We start from the raw sequence: 17,354 nt of genomic DNA on the forward strand, positions 1-17,354 counted from the left end.
GACCGGTCGTGTGGCATGGGGTTCAGCGTTTGTCCGGAGGGCCGGCGCTCTTCGCCGCCTTCGCCGCCCGCTTGGTCTCCTGCTTGAACGCCCTGACCTTGGCCAGTGATTCGGGTCCGGTGATGTCCGCCGCCGAGCGGTAGGACCCTTCGTCGCCGTACGCGCCCGCGGCCTCCCGCCAGCCCTCGGGCCGTACGCCGTACTGCTTGCCCAGCAGGGCCAGAAAGATCTGGGACTTCTGTGTCCCGAAGCCGGGCAGCGCGTTGAGCCGCTCCCGTACCTCCGTGCCGGTGGCGACATCACGCCAGATCGTGGTGGCGTCGCCGTCGTAGTGCTCGACCAGATACTGGCAGAGCTGCTGTACGCGTCCGGCCATGGAGCCCGGATAGCGGTGTACGGCGGGCTTCTCCGAGAGCAGCGCCACGAACGCCTCCGGGTCGTACGCGGCGATCTGCCGTGCGTCGAGATCGTCACCGCCCATGCGTACGGCGATGGTGTAGGGCCCGGAGAACGCCCATTCCATGGGAACTTGCTGGTCCAGCAGCATGCCGACCAGCGCGGCCAGCGGACTGCGGCCGAGCAGTTCGTCGGCATCGGACTGCTGTGCGAGCCGAATTCTGGTGCTCATTCCCCGATGATCACCCTGCCCTCGGTGTGACGCACGTACACACGCACCACTCGTGTGTTCATATGACTAATTTGTGGTGCGGATGGAGCAACCGGAGGACGGGTAGATCTGGGCCGACCGGGTGAGACGGCAGGGGGGGCGGTACGAGTGGTGTCGGCATTCCCTGACCGGGTCATTCCGGTGCAGGGACATATTCCGGAACCTTCGGGAAAGGCCGCTCGCCCGTGACACAGCCCTTTGAACTGCCGGATTTCTATATGGCCTATCCGGCCCGGCTCAATCCCCATCTGGAGGAGGCGAGGGAGCACTCCAAGAAATGGGCCAGGGACATGGGGATGCTGGAGGGATCGGGGATCTGGGAGGAGCACGACCTCGATTCCCATGACTACGCCCTGCTCTGCTCGTACACCCATCCGGACTGCGACGGTCCGGCGCTTTCCCTGGTGACCGACTGGTATGTGTGGGTGTTCTTCTTCGACGACCATTTCCTGGAGGTCTACAAACGGCCTCAGGACCGGGCCGGCGGCAAGGCGTATCTGGAGCGGCTGGCCGCGTTCATGCCGATGGATCTCTCCGCCGGATTTCCCGAGCCGACCAATCCGGTCGAGGCGGGCCTCGCGGATCTCTGGGCCCGTACGGTCCCGAGCATGTCCATGAGCTGGCGCGAGCGGTTCGCGGAGAGCACCGAGAATCTGCTCAACGAGTCCGACTGGGAACTCGGGAACATCAACGCGGAGCGGATCGCCAATCCCGTCGAGTACATCGAGATGCGCCGCAAGGTCGGCGGAGCGCCGTGGTCGGCCGGGCTCATCGAGTACGCGGCGGGCGCCGAGGTCCCCGCGGAGATCGCCGGCTCCCGTCCGCTGCGGGTCCTCAAGGACACGTTCTCCGACGGTGTCCATCTGCGCAACGACCTCTTCTCGTACCAGCGCGAGATCGAGGAGGAGGGCGAGCTGAGCAACGGCGTGCTCGTCCTGGAGACCTTCCTCGGCTGTACGACCCAGGAGGCGGCGGACGCCGTCAACGATCTGCTCACCTCGCGCGTCCAGCAGTTCGAGCACACCGCGCTGACCGAACTGGGCCCGCTCTTCGCGGAGAAGGGCCTGGCGCCGCAGCTCTGCGCGGACACCCTGGCCTATGTGAAGGGCCTTCAGGACTGGCAGTCGGGCGGCCATGAGTGGCATATGCGCTCCAGCCGCTATATGAACGGCGGAGGTGCCGGACCGGCCGACCCGCTGCCCGGTGGCGCTCCGTCGTCCGCCACGTCGTTCTCGATGACTCCGGTCGGTCTGGGCACGGCCGCGGCCGATATCGCGAGGACGATCGGCGCGAGCGTTCCGGCGCGGCTGCGTGGGTACAGCCATCTGCTGTTCCAGAAGGTCGGTCCGTCCAGGCTGCCCGATTTCCATATGCCGTTCGAGGCCGCCCTGAGCCCGCATCTCGACCACTCGCGCGAGCATGTCGTCGAGTGGTCCCACCGGATGGGCATTCTGGAGGCGCAGCCCGGCGTCCCGGGCTCGGACGTCTGGGACGAGGAGCGGCTGCGGCGTATCGATCTGCCGCTCTGCGCCGCCGGTATCCATCCGGACGCCACCCCGGAGGCGCTCGATCTGACCTCGGACTGGCTGACCTGGGGCACCTACGGTGACGACTACTACCCGGTGGTCTACGGCACCGCCCGCGATGTGGCGGGCGCGAAGGCCTGCAACGAACGGCTGCTGCTCTTCATGCCGGCCGACACCGACGCGATGCCGGTGCCGACGACCGCTCTGGAGCGCGGGCTCGCCGATCTCTGGATCCGTACGGCCGGTCCGATGGAGCCCGATGCCCGGCGCACCTTCCGGGACGCCGTCGAGGAGATGATCGGAAGCTGGTACTGGGAGCTGGTCAACCAGGCGCAGCACCGGATCCCCGATCCCGTCGACTACATGGAGATGCGGCGGCGGACCTTCGGTTCGAACATGACGATGAGTCTGTCCCGGATCGGCCATGGCCGGGTGGTGCCGCCGGAGATCTACCGGACCGGGCCGATGAAGTCCCTGGAGAACGCGGCGCAGGATTACGCCTGTCTCATGAACGATGTGTTCTCTTACCAGAAGGAGATCGAGTTCGAGGGCGAGATCCACAATGGTGTCCTGGTCGTGCAGAACTTCTTCGACTGCGACTACCCGACCGCCCTCGCCGTCGTCGACGATTTGATGAAGTCGCGCATGAGCCAGTTCCAGCATGTCGTCGCCCATGAACTGCCCACGCTGTATGACGACTTCGGTCTGGACGACGACGCACGCCGAGTGCTCGACGGTTATGTGAAGGAGCTGGAGAACTGGCTCTCCGGCATTCTCGTCTGGCACCGGGACTGTCATCGTTACAAGGAGTCCGATCTGCTCCACGACCGGGCCGGTATCGCCCGCTGGATCCCGCCCGTACCGAATGGAATCGGTACCTCGGCGGTGCGGATTTCGCTGCCCGGCTGGGAATCTGTGCGACCGGTCCCCCATATGGTGCAGTAACTCGCTTGTGCACCACGGCGTTTGGCATCCGGTCAATGTGAGTGTCTACCGGACGGGGGCCGTGGGTGGCGAGCGGATACGCACTGTACGGGCGCGCGGAGCGGCTGGCGCCGCGCGCCCCGGAGCCCCGGGAGGCCCAGCGGGTGCGTACGGCGGTGCTGGAGGGCGTCGCCGGATGGGTTCCCGGGGAGCCGGTCCCCAATGAGGCGCTGCCCGCGGCCTGGGGAGTGGATGACGCGTGGGTGCGTACGCGCACCGGTATCGCGAGCAGACACCGGGCGGGCGCGGGCGTGTCGACGGGAGATCTCGCGTACGAGGCGGCCCGACGGCTGCTCGGCGGCGCTGGCCCGGGCGCGGGAGCGGGCCCGGGCCAGCGCCCGGGTCCGGGAGCGGCGGCCGAGCCGGGCGCGGAGTCCAGGTCGGTGAGTGGGCTGGCGACCGGTTTGGGGATCGGTCCCGGGGCCGGGCCTGGGACGGGGCTGGGGATCGGTCCCGGTGTCGGATCGGGGATCGGTGCCGGATCCGGGCCGAGCACCGGTCCCGTGACCGGCTCGGGCGTCGGCGCGGCCGTGGATGCCGTCGTGCTGGCCACGGCCACTCCGGACCATCCCTGTCCCGGTACGGCTCCGGCGCTGGCGGCGCGGCTGGGGCTCGGGCCGGTGCCCGCGTTCGACATCGGCGCGGTGTGCAGCGGCTTCGTCTACGGCCTCGCGGTCTGCCGGGGCCTGGTGGTGTCCGGGCTGTACGACCGCGTGCTGCTGGTCGGCGCCGATGTGTACTCGACCTGGCTGGACCCGAGGGACCGCTCGTCGGGCGTAGTGTTCGGCGACGGCGCGGGAGCCGCGCTCATCGGCGCGGGCCGGGCGGGCGCGCCCGGTGAGCTGCTCGCCTTCGACCTGGGCAGCGACGGCGCCGGATACGACCTGATCACCGTGGCCGGAGGCGGCTCGCGGGCCCGTGCCACCGGCCGCCCGCCCGCCGAACCCGCCGAAGGCGACGAGTTCTTCCGGATGCGGGGCCGGGCCGTCTATCAGCACGCGGTCGAGCGGATGACCGCTTCGTGCCGCTCCCTGCTGGCCACGGTGGGCTGGGAGCCGGCCCAGGTCGACCACTTCGTACCGCACCAGGCCAACGCACGGATCCTGCGGGCGGTCGCCGGGCGGCTGGGCATCGGCGCGGACCGCTGTGTCATACATCTCGACCGGGTGGGCAACACGGGCGCGGCCTCCATCCCGCTGGCCCTCGCCGACGCGGAGGCCCGAGGGCGTCTGCGCGCGGGCGACCGCGTGCTGCTGACCGCCTTCGGCGGCGGTCTCACCTGGGGCACGGCGGCGCTCCGCTGGCCCGGTACTCCACGGGCCGCGGCCCACGACGGAAGGAACGAATCATGACGCAGCGGAACGGGACGGCTCCCGGCCGGGAGCCCGGACAGGGCGTCGGCCCGGTCGCGGTGACCGGACTCGGAGTGGTGACTCCGGCCGGCGGCGACGAGCGGGCCTTCTGGGCCGGGCTCTGCGCCGGGCGGTCCGTCGCCCGGCGGCGGGAGGAACTGACCGGTATCCCGGTCGACTTCGCCTGCGCGATCGACGGACTGGATGTGGACGCCGCGGTCGGCGGGCGCTCGGTGTGGCGGATGGCGCGGTTTGTGAAGCTGGCGCTGATCGCCGCCAGACAGGCGGTCGCCGACGCCGGACTCGATCCGGCGGTCTGGGAGCCCGGCCGGGTGGGCGTGGTGCTCGGCGTGGGCGTCGGCGGTGTCTCCGTACTCGTCGACGGCGCGCTGAAACTGCGCGAGCAGGGACCGCAGTCGGTCTCTCCGCTGCTGGTGCCGATGATGATCCCGAACGCCGCCGCCGGAGAGGTCGCCATCGCGCTCAAGGCACAGGGACCCAGCCTGGCACCGGTGACGGCCTGTGCCTCCGGTGCCACCGCGATCGCGCTCGGACGCGATCTGCTGGTCGGCGGCCAGTGCGACGTGGTGGTGGCCGGCGGCGCCGAATCCGTACTGACTCCGCTGGTGGTGACGGCCTTCGCGCGGATGGGCGCGCTGTCGACGCGGATGGACGATCCGGCCTCGGCGTCCCGGCCGTTCGCCGCGGACCGGGACGGCTTCGTCCCCGGTGAGGGCGCCGCCATGGTCGTACTGGAACGGGAGACGGACGCGCGGGCCCGCGGCCGGGCGCCGCGCGCGCTGCTGGCCGGAGCGGGCGCCAGTACGGACGCGTACCACCCGACGGCGCCGGAACCGCACGGCAGAGGCGCGCAGGCGGCGGTCGAGGCGGCGCTGCGGGACGCGGGCTGGAGCGCGTACGACGTACAGCACGTCAACGCGCACGGGACGTCCACACAGCTCAACGACGCCATGGAGGCCACGCTGATCGAGCGTGTCTATCCGCACCGGCCGCCGGTCACCGCGCCCAAGGGCGTGGTCGGGCACACGCTGGGCGCCGCCGGAGCGATCGAGGCGGTGGCGACGGTGCTGACGCTCGAACACGGCGTGATTCCACCGGTTGCCAATCTGGACGCGCCCGCCGTCGAGTTCGACATCGACTGTGTGACCAAGGAGTGCCGGCGGCAGTCGGTGGAGACCGCGATCAGCCACTCCTTCGGCTTCGGCGGCCACAACGTGGCGCTGGCGTTCTGCCGCGCATGAGGCGGCGTATGGAGCGGCGCATGAGGGCAGCGCAGGCGCCCCCGGGGGGCCTTTCGAATGAATGTTTTGAGGTTCGGGGTGGGGAAGAGTCGTTTCTTCGCCACTCCTTGATCGTTCTTTTCGCGTGAGCGTACTGATCGACCATGACGGTGTGGAGTCCACGGGCGCCGTGGACCAGGCGGCCCCGGCGGACTCGACGGACACCACGGCGGCCCGGCTGACGCGTGTGCTGTTCGGAGAGGAGTTCTCCCGCGTGCACGGACCCTGGCGACGGCTGGTGGCGGCGGAACCGTTCCGCCGCCCGGCGGACGCCTCGCCCCGGGAGCGGGTCGCCCTGGCGTACGCGCGGCTGCGTACGCTCAACGACTCGCTCGACAGTCCGCTGGCGCTGGCGGCCGATCCGCGCCGGCTGGCGGCGCTGTACGAATGGCTGGGCCCGGTCGACTCCTGCCTCACGACCGTGGCCGGCATTCACTACAACCTCTTTCTCGGCAGCCTGCTCGACCACGCCTCGGCTGCCTCCCCGGCCTCCCCGGCCGACGCGGACGGGCGCGACCCCGAGCCGGTCCGAGATCTGGCGGACTTCCTGGCGCTGCGCCGGGTGGGCACCTTCCTCTGTACGGAGCTGGCGCACGGTAATGACGCGGCGGCCCTGGAGACGACGGCCGTCTACGACCGCGCCAGGGACGGCTTCGTCCTGCACACTCCGCACGCCGGCGCGCAGAAGTTCATGCCCAACACCAGCCCGGTCGGCGGCCCCAAGTCGGGCGTGGTGGCGGCCCGGCTGCTCGTGGACGGCGCCGACCACGGTGTCTTTCTCTTTCTGACGCCGCTGACCGACGGCGAGCGCGCCCTGCCCGGCGTACGGGTGCGCGAACTGCCCGCCCTCCTCGGCAGCCCGGTCGACCACTCCCTGACCTCGTTCGACCAGGTCTTCGTGGCACGGGACGCGCTGTTGGGCGGCGCGCAGGGCCGGCTCGGCGCGGACGGTGTGTTCACCAGTGAGCAGAGCAACCGCCGTCGGCGCTTTCTGACGTCGATCGGCCGCGTGACCACGGGCAAGCTCTCGATGAGCGCGGGCGCCCTCGGCGGCGCGCGGGTCGCGCTGGCGCTCGCCGTGCGGTACGGCGGACACCGGCTGATCTCGGGCGCCAGGGCGGTGGACCGCGTACCGGTGTTCGCCCATCGCAGCCACCACGGCCCGCTGGTCTCGGCCCTGGCCACGGTCTACGCGATGAGCCTGCTGCACCGGGCGGCGCTCGACGCGTGGATGGCGCACACCGAGGAGAACAAGGGAGAGACGGAGCGGACGGTGGCCGTCGCCAAGGGCTGGATCACCTGGCAGGCGCGCGCGGTCATCCTGGAGTGCCGGGAACGGTGCGGTGCGCAAGGGCTGTTGGAGAGCAACGGGCTGGCGGAGCTGATGGCCGGAGCCGAGGGCGCCATCACGGCGGAGGGCGACAATCTCGCGATCTACGCGAAGGCGGCGGCCGAGATGCTGTTCTCGGCCGGATCACCGGAGGCGGACGGTACGGACAGTGCGGACGGTTCCGGGCACGGTGGTTCGGGACGGGGTGACCGGGAAGGCCCCGACCGGGAAGGCGCTGACCGTGCCGACCGTGTCGGCCGTGACGACGAGGACGGACCGGTGGCGGCCCGTGAGCTCTCCGATCCCCGCTTTCTGTGCGCTCTTCTCGCGGGCGTCGAGGACGTATGGCTCGCCCGTGCCCGCCGCCGGATGAGCCAGGCGCCGCGCGGCGATTCACTCGCGCGCTGGAACACCGCCTCCGGCGCCGCGCTGCGGGCCGTCGAGGCCCATGCCCACCGCCGCGCGGCCGAGGCCTTCGCCGCGGCGGTGGCCGAGCTGGTGCCCGGCACCACCGCCCATGAGCTGCTGCGCTCGCTGCAACGGCTGTTCGCGCTCCAGTGGATCGACCGCAACAGCGGCGATCTGCTGGCCGCCGGCCGGCTGGCCCCACGACATGTCGACGGGCTTCCCGAGGCCGTCGAACAACTCATCGCCGAACTGGCCGCGCACGCGCCCGCCTTGGTCGACGCCTTCGCCCTGCCCGAGGAGATGCTCGCCGACCGGCCCATCGCCGGGGCCGGTTATGTCGACGCGTACGACGACGCGGAGGCCTCCTGGCACTCCGTACCCGCTTGAATCCACCGGCCCCGGGAACCGGTTCCACCCGCCGACCACGCGATCCCACCCACCAACAACGCAAGGACATGCCATGAGCGAGATCCACCCGCGGATCAACGAGGTACTCACCGAGACCTTCAAGGTGCCCGCCGCCGAGATCGTCCCCGAGGCCACCATGGACAGCCTGGAGATGGACTCTCTCGCCGTCGCCGAGTTCGCCGTGATCATCAAGGAGACGCTGGGTATCGACACCGACTCGGACACGCTCCTCAAGGGCGCCACCCTGGCCGAGATCACCGCGTTCCTCGACGATGCGGCCGTGAGCGTCGGCCGATGACCGGACCCGCCATCGCAGTCGCCGTCACCGGTCTGGGCATGATCACGCCGGTCGGGAACGACACCGAGTCCACCTGGCACGGCGTGTGCGCCGGAGTCTCGCCCGCCCGTACGCTCCCGGAACTGAGCGGCTGCGCCGTCGACTTCGCCTGTACGGTCGACGGCATCGACCTCTCCGCCGCGGTCGGCGGACGTACGGCCTTCCGTATGGGCAGATATGTGAAACTCGCGCTGATCGCCGCGCGCGAGGCGGTCGCGGACGCCGGGCTCGATCCGGAGTCCTGGGACGGCACCCGGGTCGCTGTCGTGGTCGGGACCAGCAGCGGAGGCTCCGCGAGCGTGGCGGACCAGGCCGTGGCGCTCGACCGGCGCGGTCCCGAGGCCACCTCGCCGTCGGGTGTGCTGCTCACGATCCCCAATATGCCGGCCGCCGAGATCGCCGTCAGAATGCGGGCCACCGGGCCGAGCATGGCGCCGTGCACGGCCTGCTCCTCGGGAGTGACGGCGCTCTCCGTGGCGCGTGATCTGCTGGCCGCCGGACAGTGCGACATCGCGGTGGCGGGCGCCACCGAGGCGATGATCTGCCCGCTCGCCATGACCGGATTCGCGCGCTCGGGCGTGGCCGCCCTGGCCGGTCCCGGTGTCGATCCGGCCGTGCTGTGCCGGCCCTTCGCGGCGGACCGCGCCGGGCTGGTCATGGGCGAGGGCGCCGCGATCATGGTGCTGGAGCGGGAGAAGGACGCGCGGGCGCGCGGCGCGCGGCCACGGGCGCTGGTGGCGGGCGCCGGAGCGACCACCGACGCCCATCACCCCACGAGCCCGCATCCCTCGGGCGCCGTCGCCCAGCGTGCGGTCGAGGCGGCGCTGCGGGACGCGGGATGGCACGCCGGCGAGGTCGAGCACGTCAACGCGCACGGCACGTCGACACCGCTCAACGACGCGACCGAGGCGGCGCTGATCAGCCGGGTCTTTCCGCACCGGCCCTCGGTCACGGCTCCCAAGGGCGTGCTCGGGCACTGCATGGGCGCGGCCGGCGCGATCGAGGCCGGGCTGACCGTACTGACGCTCCAGCACGGAGTGATCCCGCCGATCGCCAATCTGGACGCGCCGGCGGACGAGTTCGACATCGACTGTGTGACCAAGCAGCCGCTGCTCCGGCGGATCGACCGGGCCGTCAGCCACTCCTTCGGCTTCGGCGGTCACAACGCGGTCCTGGCGCTGCAACGCGCCTGACCGTTTCTCCGTACCGCTGTACGGAACGCCCCCGTACCGCTGTACGGAACGTACGGAACGCTCCCGTACCCGCCGCTGTACGGAACGCTCCCGTGCTGCCTTCGTACGTACCGCCGTCCTTCGTACATACCGCCGTACGGAACGCCGTCCCCCACCACCGGTCCCCCCGGCGCCGGGGGACGGTCCACCGACCCCGACTGGAGAACGCTCACCCATGCCCGGACACCCGCCGCTCCTCGGCCGTACCGCCGTCGTCACCGGCGCCGCGCGCGGTGTCGGCGAGCAGCTCGCCCGCACCCTCTCCGCGCGCGGCGCGCGGCTGGCCCTCGTCGGTCTCGAGGAGGCCGAACTCGCCCGTGTCGCGGCGTCGTTGACCGGCGAGGCGGCACACTGGTACACGGATGTGACCGACGCGGACGCGATGGTCCGTACGGCACGGAGCGTCCAGGAACGTTTTGGCACGATCGATGTGGTGGTCGCCAACGCCGGAGTGGCCGCGAGCGGTCTCTTCCGCCACCGCGACCCGGACGTATGGCGGCGCGTCATCGAGGTCAATCTCATCGGCAGCGCCAACACCGCGCACGCCTTCCTCCCGGCGCTGCTGGACTCGCGCGGCTACTTCCTCCAGATCGCCTCGCTCGCGGCCCTCGCTCCCGCGCCGATGATGACGGCGTACTGCGCGTCGAAGGCCGGTGTGGAGGCCTTCGCGCAGACCTTGCGGACGGAGGTCGCGCACCATGGCGTACGGATCGGTGTCGGCTATCTGAGCTGGACCGACACCGACATGGTCCGAGGCGGCGAACAGGTGGCCGCGCTGCGCGAGCTGCGCTCCCGGCTGCCCTGGCCGGCCGGGCGCACCTATCCGCTGGGTCCGGCGGTGGACCGGCTCGCGGACGGTGTCGAGCGCCGGGCCGGCCATGTCTACGGACAGCCGTGGCTGCGGGCGGCCCGGTTCGTACGTACCGCCCTGCCCTTCCTCGTCGGCCGTCACACCCGCGCGCTCATGCCCGAGCTCGAACCACGGGCCGCCGACGCTCCCGCGACGCTGCTGGGCGCGGGAGGCGCGGCGGACAGTACGAGTCGTCCGCCGACTCAGACGGCCTCTGCGGCTCCGGCAGGGCCTGCGGCGCCCGCAGCTCCTGCGGCCCCGGCAGGTCCCGCGGCTCCGACCGTTCCGCATCCGCTGTCCGGCGCAAGTCCCGTACCGGAAATATGATGAATGCGATGGTTTGTGCAGTCGCACGGACCACGCAGGGCTACTTCGCAGCGAGGCGGTGCATGACCCGGCGTCGTCCCCCGCGCTCGACGAGCGCCGAGGATCTGCTGACCACACTTGGGCGCCTCACGGCCCAGGCGCGGGAAGGCGCGGAGCTTCAGCACGCCCGGGTGGAGCTGGCCGAGGCGCTGCAGCGGGAGATGCTGCCCGCGCGGCTGCCCGCGGTGCCCGGACTGCGGACCGCCGCCCGGTACGCGCCCTCCCGTGACGGCCTGGACATCGGCGGTGACTGGTACGACGGCTTCACGCTCTCCGACGGCTCGCTCGCGTTCTGCGTCGGCGATGTGCAGGGCCACGACGTCGAGGCGGCGGCGTTCATGGGACAGGTACGGATCGGACTGCGGGCGGTCGCCAGCACCGCGCGCGATCCGGGCGAGGTGCTGAGCCTGGCCAACGATCTGCTGCTGTCGGTGGACTCCACTCTCTTCGCGACCTGTACGTTCCTCCGCTTCGATCCGGTCCGCTGGGAGATCCAGAGCGCCCGCGCGGGCCATGTGGCCGCGGTATGGGGCACGGTCGACGGCTGGTCCGGATACGCGGAGGACGCGGGCGGTCCTCCGCTGGGCATCGTGGCGGGCGAGAGATATCCGGTGACGCGCCGCAGGCTGACGAGCGCGGGAGCGTACGTGCTGCTCACGGATGGCGTCATCGAAGGTCCGTCCTTTCCGATAGAGGAGGGAATGGCCCGGGTGGGCAAGATGGTCGCCGCCGGCGCCGGCTCCGATCCCGGCGAGCTGGCGGCGGAGGTGATGAAGGTGGCCGAGCTGACCGGGCACACGGACGACGCCGCCGTACTCGTCCTGCGCTACGACGGGCCGCCGGGTGCGCCTGGGCCACCCGATGCACCAGAGCCGGCCGGTGAGTCCGGCGCGCCTTGCGGGCCGGTGCCCGACGGCGGCGGCGCGGCGCACAGGACCGGGTGATGTGCCGGGCCGGCAGTGCGTGTCACGGCCGACCCGGGCAGGAGGCATTGTCTGATGGCTGGTGTGGTGCGCAGTGAGGAAATCCGACGACTGTCCCTGGCCGCTCTTCGGATCCTTGGCGTCGCCGTCGCCTACTACGCGGGCGGGCAGCTCGGTCTGCTGAAGGAGGTACGGATCGAGGGCGCGATCGTCACTCCGCTCTGGCCGTCCACCGGTATCGCCCTGACCGCGCTGCTCCTGTTCGGCCTCGGCGTCTGGCCGGGAATCACTCTGGGCACGCTCTTCAGCGTCGTGACGGTCGGCCCGTTCCTGCCCGCCGATGTCGCGATCCTGGCGGGGAACACGCTCGCGCCGGTCTGCGCCGTTCTGCTGCTGCGGCGTGTCGGGTTCCGGCCGGAGCTGGACCGGCTGCGGGACGGAGTGGCCCTGGTGTTCCTGGGCGCCTTCGCAGGGATGCTGATCAGTGCGACGGCGGGCGCGGGAGCGATGGTCCTCGCCGGCAGACTGGCGCCGGGAGGCTTCTGGCCCATCTGGTCGGCGTGGTGGGCGGGCGATGCCATGGGCGTGCTGGTGGTCACTCCCTTCCTGCTCGTGCTGCGCAGGTTCCGGCTGCCCGTACCGACGCACCGCTGGCCCGAGGTGACGGCCCTGGTGATCACCGCCGCCGTGATCACACCGCTGGCCACCATGAGTTCGCTGACTCTGCTGTTCCTTGTCTTCCCGGTGCTGATCTGGGCCGCGCTCCGCTTCGAACTGCCCGGGAGCGCGCCGTATGTGCTGTTCGTCTCCGTGCTGGCGATCTCGGAGGTGACCGACCGTGTCGGCGGATTCGCCCATCACAACCTGATCGAGCGGATGATCAGCCTTCAGGCGCTCAACGGGGCCGCGGCGCTGACCTCGCTGCTGCTGGCGGCGATCATCACCGAGCAGCGGAACATCCGGCTGAGGATCGAGCAGGCCTGTGACGCGCTGGCCGAGGTGGTGGAGCGGCTCGTGCCGGGGGAGAAGGTGGCGCGATGGCGGCCGGAGGGAGGCAGTACGGAGAAGGGAGGGCGAGGGACGGGAGGTGAGAGAGGCGGGATACCGGGGAAGGGCGGCGGGACGGAAGCGAAGGGCGACGGACACCCGCCTGCCCGCTGACGACCGCTCGCCCGCTGACGACCGCCCGCCCGCTGACGCCCGCCCGCGCGCGAGGCGGAGCAAGCCCAGAACAAGTTCGCGAGGCAGAGGAAGCCCAGAGCAAGCGCAGGGAAAGCCCGCAGCAAGCCCGGCGAAGTCCATGAAGGAAGCGAGCCATGCCTCTCACAGGAGCGATGTTCCTCGGCGCCGAGCGGCGCACCGGCCGGGAGCCGGTCATCGCCTCGGTCGATCCCCGTACGGACACGGTGCTCGGACCCGGTTACGGCTCCGCGGCCCCCGAGGATGTCGCCCGCGCCTGTGAGCTGGCGGAACAGGCCGCTCCGGGCTACCGGGCGACCTCGCCGGAGCGGCGCGCGACCTTTCTGGAGCGGGTCGCGGACCGGGTGGAGGCGCTCGGCGAGGAGCTGATCGTGCGGGCCGTGACGGAGAGCGGCCTGCCGTCCGGCCGTATCCGCGCCGAACGGGACCGTACGACCGATCAGTTGCGGCTCCTGGCGGCGGAGGTACGGGACGGCGGCTGGGTGGAGGCGCGGATCGACCGGGCGCTGCCGTACCGCACACCACGCCCACGGCCCGATCTGAGGGAGCGTCAGGTAGGGCTCGGGCCGGTGGCGGTGTTCGGCGCGAGCAACTTTCCGCTCGCCTTCTCGGTGGCGGGCGGTGACACGGCGGCGGCGCTCGCCGCGGGCTGTCCCGTGGTGGTCAAGGCGCACAGTGCCGATCTGGGCACCTCGGAACTGGTCGGCTCGGCGGTGGCCGCCGCGGTACGCGAGAGCGAGCTGCCCGCGGGCATCTTCTCGCTGCTCTTCGGCTCCGCCGTCGAGATCGGCCGCGCGCTGGTCGCCGATCCCCGTATCAGGGCGGTCGGCTTCACGGGCTCGCGGGCGAGCGGCCTGGCGCTGCTGCGTACGGCCGCCGCCCGGGCCGTACCGATCCCGGTGTACGCCGAGATGGGCAGCGTCAATCCGGTCTTTCTGCTTCCTTCCGCGCTGCGCGACCGGGCCGCCGCGCTCGCCCGGGGCTTTGCCGCCTCGCTGACGACGGGCGCGGGACAGCTCCGTACGAAACCGGGACTGCTGGTGGCGGTCGAAGGGCCGGAGCTGACGGAGTTCCTGACGGCCGCGGCCGAGGAGGTGTCCGCGTACACCGGTGAGACGATGCTCAGCCGTGGTGTCCATGACGCGTACGAACGCGCGGTGGCGGTGCTCGCGGCGGTCGAGGGCGTACGGGAGAGGGCCGCGGGCCGGCCGGGCGAGGGCGCCAACACGTGTGTGGCCCGGCTGTTCACGGCTCCGGCCGAGGTGTTTCTCGCGCGGCCGGGACTGCATGACGAGGTGTTCGGTGCCGCCGCGACGTTGGTGGTCTGCCGTGATCCCGGCCAACTCGTCGAGGTCGCCCGGGCGTTGCGAGGTCAGCTCACGGCCACGGTGCACCACGGCGCGGGAGAGCCGCGTACGGGTGAAGCGCGTACGGGCGAAGTGCGTGCGGGAGAGTCGCGTGCAGGTGAGTCGCGTACGGGTGACGAGGAGACCGCACGCGCGCTGCTGCCGATCCTGGAGACCAAGGCCGGACGGATCGTCTTCGACGGCTGGCCGACCGGTGTCGAGGTCGGGCACGCCATGGTCCACGGCGGCCCGTTCCCGGCCACCTCGGACGGCCGCTCCACATCCGTGGGCACGCTGGCGATCCGCCGCTTTCTGCGTCCCGTCTGCTACCAGGACGTACCCGCCGATCTGCTGCCCGCCGCCCTCTCCGACGAGAATCCGTACGGTCTGCGCCGCCGTCTGGACGGCACTCGGGAGCAGATCTGAGCGGTGCCGGGGCCGGGTGGTGCCGGGGCCGGGTGGCCTCAGGCGTGGGCGGCGTCAGGTCTGGGCGAGGCCGCCGTCCACGAACAGTTCCGCTCCGGTGGTGAAGGAGCTCTCGTCGGAGGCGAGGAAGAGGGCCATGGCGGCGACCTCCTCCGGCCGGCCCATCCTGCCCAGCGGTATCCCGGCCGCGAAGCTGTCCTTCAGCCGCCGCTGGAGCCGAGGACTGCGGCCGGCGGGCCCGGCCAGCCCTTCTATGCCCGGCGTGTCGACGGGACCGGGACTGATCGCGTTCACCCGTATGCCTCGCTCGGCCAGTTCGGCCGCCCAGGTACGGGCCAGACTGCGGATCGCGGCCTTGGTGGCGCTGTAGACGCCCATCGCCTCCACACCGCGCGAGCCATTGGTGGAGGAGAGCAGAATCACGGAGGCGCCGTCGGGTAACAGCGGCAGCGCCTTCTGTGCGGTGAAGACGAGTCCTTTGACGTTGACGCCGAAGGTCCGGTCGTAGTGTTCCTCGGTGATCTCGCCGAGCTTGGCGAACTCACCGCCGCCCGCGTTGGCGACCAGGACATCCAGCCGGCCACTGCGCTGCTGGATCATGGCGTAGAGCCGGTCGAGACCGTCCAGGTCCGAGACATCGCCCGGTACGCCGATGGCCCGCTCGCCGCCCGCCCGGCCGTTGATCTCCGCCACGGCCGCGTCCAGTTCGGGCTTGCGGCGGCCGGTGACGTACACCGTCGCGCCCTCGGCGGCGAACCGGCCGGCGACGGCGAGACCGATACCGGCCGAACCGCCGGTCACGAGGGCGGTCCTGCCTTCGAGCCGACCCTGTCCCTGCCCAGGTCCTTGTCCCTGTCCCATGTGGTCTCCAATGTGTGGACTTCAGCGGACTTCAGTGCGGCAGCCGCGCGGCACGCATCCTGAGATACTGCGCCTCCGGCGCGCTCAGCGTGCGCTGGGCCGCCAACTGGTAGGCGGTTCGCGCGCCTTCGGCGTCTCCCGCCTTCTCCAGCAGATGCGCCCGGACCGCGTCGAGCCGGTGGTGGCCCGCCAACCGGCCCTCCAGCTCCGCCACTTCGGCGAGGCCCGCCCGGGGACCGCGCACCATGGCGACGGCGACGGCCCTGCCCAGCTCGGCCATCGGCTCGGGCGCGCGGTGTACGAGGACGTCGTACAGCGCGAGGATCTGCGGCCAGTCGGTGTCCTCGGCGCACGCCGCCTCGCCGTGCAGCGCCGCGATCGCCGCCTGCACCTGGTACGGACCGGCCGGGCCCTGCGCCAGGGCCTCCTCCACCAGAGCGGTGCCCTCGGCGATCGTGCGCCGGTCCCAGCGGGTGCGGTCCTGCTCGTCGAGCGGGATCAGCTCGCCGAGCGGGCCCGTACGCGCCGCGCTGCGGGCGTCGGTGAGCAGCATCAGCGCCAGCAGCCCGGTCACCGCGCCCTCCTTGGGCAGAAGCCGGCGTACGGCACGAGTCAGCCGGATCGCCTCGCGCGCGAGATCGGCGCGGTGCAGATCGCTGCCGGAGGTCGCCGTATATCCCTCGTTGAAGATCAGATAGAGCACCTGGAGAACGACGGCCAGCCGCAGATCGCGGTCCTCGGGTCCCGGCTGTCCGAAGGGAACTCCCTTGACTTTCTGTTTGGCCCTGCTGATCCTCTGCGCCATCGTCGCCTCGGGCACCAGATGCGCGCGGGCGATCTCGGCCGTGGTCAGACCGCCGACCGCCCGCAGAGTGAGCGCGATCTGCGCCGCCGGTGTCAGCGCCGGGTGACAGCAGAGGAAGAGCAGGCTGAGCGTGTCGTCCTCGGACGGCGCACGGCTCTCGCCGGGCGGCGCCACCACGAAGGCGTCCCGTGGCAGCAGTGCGGCGGCCGTCTCCTCTCGCCCGCGCCGTGCCGCGTCCGCGCGCAACTGGTCCATGAGGCGGCGGGAGGCCACCTTGATCAGCCAGCCGCGCGGATTGGCGGGCACGCCCTGTTCAGGCCACTGCGCGGCGGCGGCGAGCAGCGCCTCCTGTACGGAGTCCTCGGCGGCGCCGAAATGCCCGTACCGCCGTACCAGGGCCCCGAGGACCTGCGGCGCGTGGAGGCGCAGCAGGTCCTCGGTCTCGTTCGTATGTCTCACACATCGCCCCCGCCGATGTCGGGAATGGGACGGATGACCACGGGGTAGGAGGGGATGCCCGCGGGCTCGGGGCACCGTGCGACGCGCACGGCGATCTCGGTGACCCGTTCCAGGCTCTCGCAGTCCAGCACCCAGTATCCGGCGAGCAGCTCCTTGGTCTCGCCGTACGGACCGTCCGTGATCACCGGGCGGCCGTCGCCGTCCAGGCTCACATGGCGTGTCCGCGCGGGCTCCGCCAGTCCGTTGGCGTCCACCAGCTCACCGGACTCGGCCAGATCGTTGTTGAGCTCGCCCATGAAGGCGTACATCGCCTGGAGGTCCTGCTCGCTCCAGGCCGGGCTGTGTGCGGACGCCTTGCCGGTCATCGCCTCGTAGTCGGCCTGCGAGCCCTGCACCATCACCAGATACTTCATGACGTCGCTCCTTCTTCGCGTTCTTCGTTCTTCACGCTTCGCGTCGTCGCCCGTCGTGGGCAACTCTCACAGGAGACGTCGGAGCCGATGACACGTTCTCGACATCGCGCGGAGATTTTTTTCGGTGCGGCTCCCGGACCTCGGTCAGGGCGCGGCTCCC

14 protein-coding genes are annotated in these 17,354 nt (G+C 71.3%); 10 read left to right on the forward strand and 4 right to left on the reverse strand.

Annotated elements, in window-relative coordinates:
- Nucleotides 1–22 precede the first annotated feature (22 nt).
- On the reverse strand, nt 23–628 hold the full coding sequence (locus ACFV6H_RS20700; protein ID WP_385544027.1) for an HhH-GPD-type base excision DNA repair protein: 606 nt from the start codon (nt 626–628) through the stop codon (nt 23–25).
- A 224-nt stretch (nt 629–852) separates the two neighbouring features.
- Here ACFV6H_RS20700 and ACFV6H_RS20705 point away from each other — a divergent pair, with 224 nt between their 5' ends.
- The 10 genes from ACFV6H_RS20705 to ACFV6H_RS20750 all read left to right on the forward strand — a co-directional run bounded on the left by ACFV6H_RS20705 (nt 853) and on the right by ACFV6H_RS20750 (nt 14,656).
- Nucleotides 853–3,138: a family 2 encapsulin nanocompartment cargo protein terpene cyclase gene (locus ACFV6H_RS20705; RefSeq protein WP_385544030.1), complete on the forward strand. Its 2,286-nt coding sequence runs from the start codon at nt 853–855 to the stop codon at nt 3,136–3,138.
- Between the two features lie 155 nt (nt 3,139–3,293).
- Nucleotides 3,294–4,529, forward strand: a complete 1,236-nt coding sequence (locus ACFV6H_RS20710; RefSeq protein ID WP_385544440.1) for a beta-ketoacyl-ACP synthase 3 — start codon at nt 3,294–3,296, stop codon at nt 4,527–4,529.
- Nucleotides 4,526–5,791: a beta-ketoacyl-[acyl-carrier-protein] synthase family protein gene (locus tag ACFV6H_RS20715; protein ID WP_384983545.1), complete on the forward strand. Its 1,266-nt coding sequence runs from the start codon at nt 4,526–4,528 to the stop codon at nt 5,789–5,791. The genes ACFV6H_RS20710 and ACFV6H_RS20715 overlap by 4 nt, the downstream gene beginning before the upstream one ends.
- Nucleotides 5,792–5,960: 169 nt before the next feature.
- The gene (locus ACFV6H_RS20720; RefSeq protein WP_385544443.1) at nt 5,961–7,955 is read left to right on the forward strand and encodes an acyl-CoA dehydrogenase; all 1,995 of its coding nucleotides are present in this window, start codon (nt 5,961–5,963) and stop codon (nt 7,953–7,955) included.
- A 73-nt stretch (nt 7,956–8,028) separates the two neighbouring features.
- Nucleotides 8,029–8,274 carry an acyl carrier protein gene (locus tag ACFV6H_RS20725; protein ID WP_066943909.1) on the forward strand — a complete coding sequence of 82 codons (246 nt, stop codon included), beginning with the start codon at nt 8,029–8,031 and terminating at the stop codon, nt 8,272–8,274.
- The gene (locus tag ACFV6H_RS20730) at nt 8,271–9,506 is read left to right on the forward strand and encodes a beta-ketoacyl-[acyl-carrier-protein] synthase family protein (RefSeq protein ID WP_385544035.1); all 1,236 of its coding nucleotides are present in this window, start codon (nt 8,271–8,273) and stop codon (nt 9,504–9,506) included. Before ACFV6H_RS20725 ends, ACFV6H_RS20730 begins: the two co-directional genes overlap by 4 nt.
- Before the next feature lie 214 nt (nt 9,507–9,720).
- A complete protein-coding gene (locus tag ACFV6H_RS20735) occupies nt 9,721–10,722 on the forward strand; it encodes an SDR family oxidoreductase (RefSeq protein WP_385544038.1) in 1,002 nt (333 codons plus the stop codon).
- Between the two features lie 62 nt (nt 10,723–10,784).
- The gene (locus ACFV6H_RS20740) at nt 10,785–11,705 is read left to right on the forward strand and encodes a PP2C family protein-serine/threonine phosphatase (protein WP_385544041.1); all 921 of its coding nucleotides are present in this window, start codon (nt 10,785–10,787) and stop codon (nt 11,703–11,705) included.
- Between the two features lie 63 nt (nt 11,706–11,768).
- Nucleotides 11,769–12,845 carry an MASE1 domain-containing protein gene (locus tag ACFV6H_RS20745; RefSeq protein WP_385544446.1) on the forward strand — a complete coding sequence of 359 codons (1,077 nt, stop codon included), beginning with the start codon at nt 11,769–11,771 and terminating at the stop codon, nt 12,843–12,845.
- Between the two features lie 155 nt (nt 12,846–13,000).
- The gene (locus tag ACFV6H_RS20750; protein ID WP_385544044.1) at nt 13,001–14,656 is read left to right on the forward strand and encodes an aldehyde dehydrogenase (NADP(+)); all 1,656 of its coding nucleotides are present in this window, start codon (nt 13,001–13,003) and stop codon (nt 14,654–14,656) included.
- A gap of 54 nt (nt 14,657–14,710) precedes the next feature.
- Here ACFV6H_RS20750 and ACFV6H_RS20755 read toward each other — a convergent pair whose 3' ends face one another.
- The 3 genes from ACFV6H_RS20755 to ACFV6H_RS20765 are packed head-to-tail and all read right to left on the reverse strand — an operon-like array spanning nt 14,711 to nt 17,194.
- Nucleotides 14,711–15,517 carry an SDR family NAD(P)-dependent oxidoreductase gene (locus ACFV6H_RS20755; protein ID WP_385544047.1) on the reverse strand — a complete coding sequence of 269 codons (807 nt, stop codon included), beginning with the start codon at nt 15,515–15,517 and terminating at the stop codon, nt 14,711–14,713.
- Between the two features lie 31 nt (nt 15,518–15,548).
- Entirely contained in the window at nt 15,549–16,781 is a 1,233-nt protein-coding gene (locus ACFV6H_RS20760) for an RNA polymerase sigma factor (RefSeq protein WP_385544050.1), read from the reverse strand.
- Complete coding sequence (locus ACFV6H_RS20765) at nt 16,778–17,194, reverse strand: YciI family protein (RefSeq protein ID WP_385544053.1); 417 nt, start codon at nt 17,192–17,194, stop codon at nt 16,778–16,780. The genes ACFV6H_RS20760 and ACFV6H_RS20765 overlap by 4 nt, the downstream gene beginning before the upstream one ends.
- Nucleotides 17,195–17,354 lie beyond the last annotated feature (160 nt).

The sequence above is a fragment of the Streptomyces sp. NPDC059743 genome (assembly GCF_042732975.1).
In the GTDB taxonomy this organism is placed as follows: Bacteria; Actinomycetota; Actinomycetes; order Streptomycetales; family Streptomycetaceae; genus Streptomyces.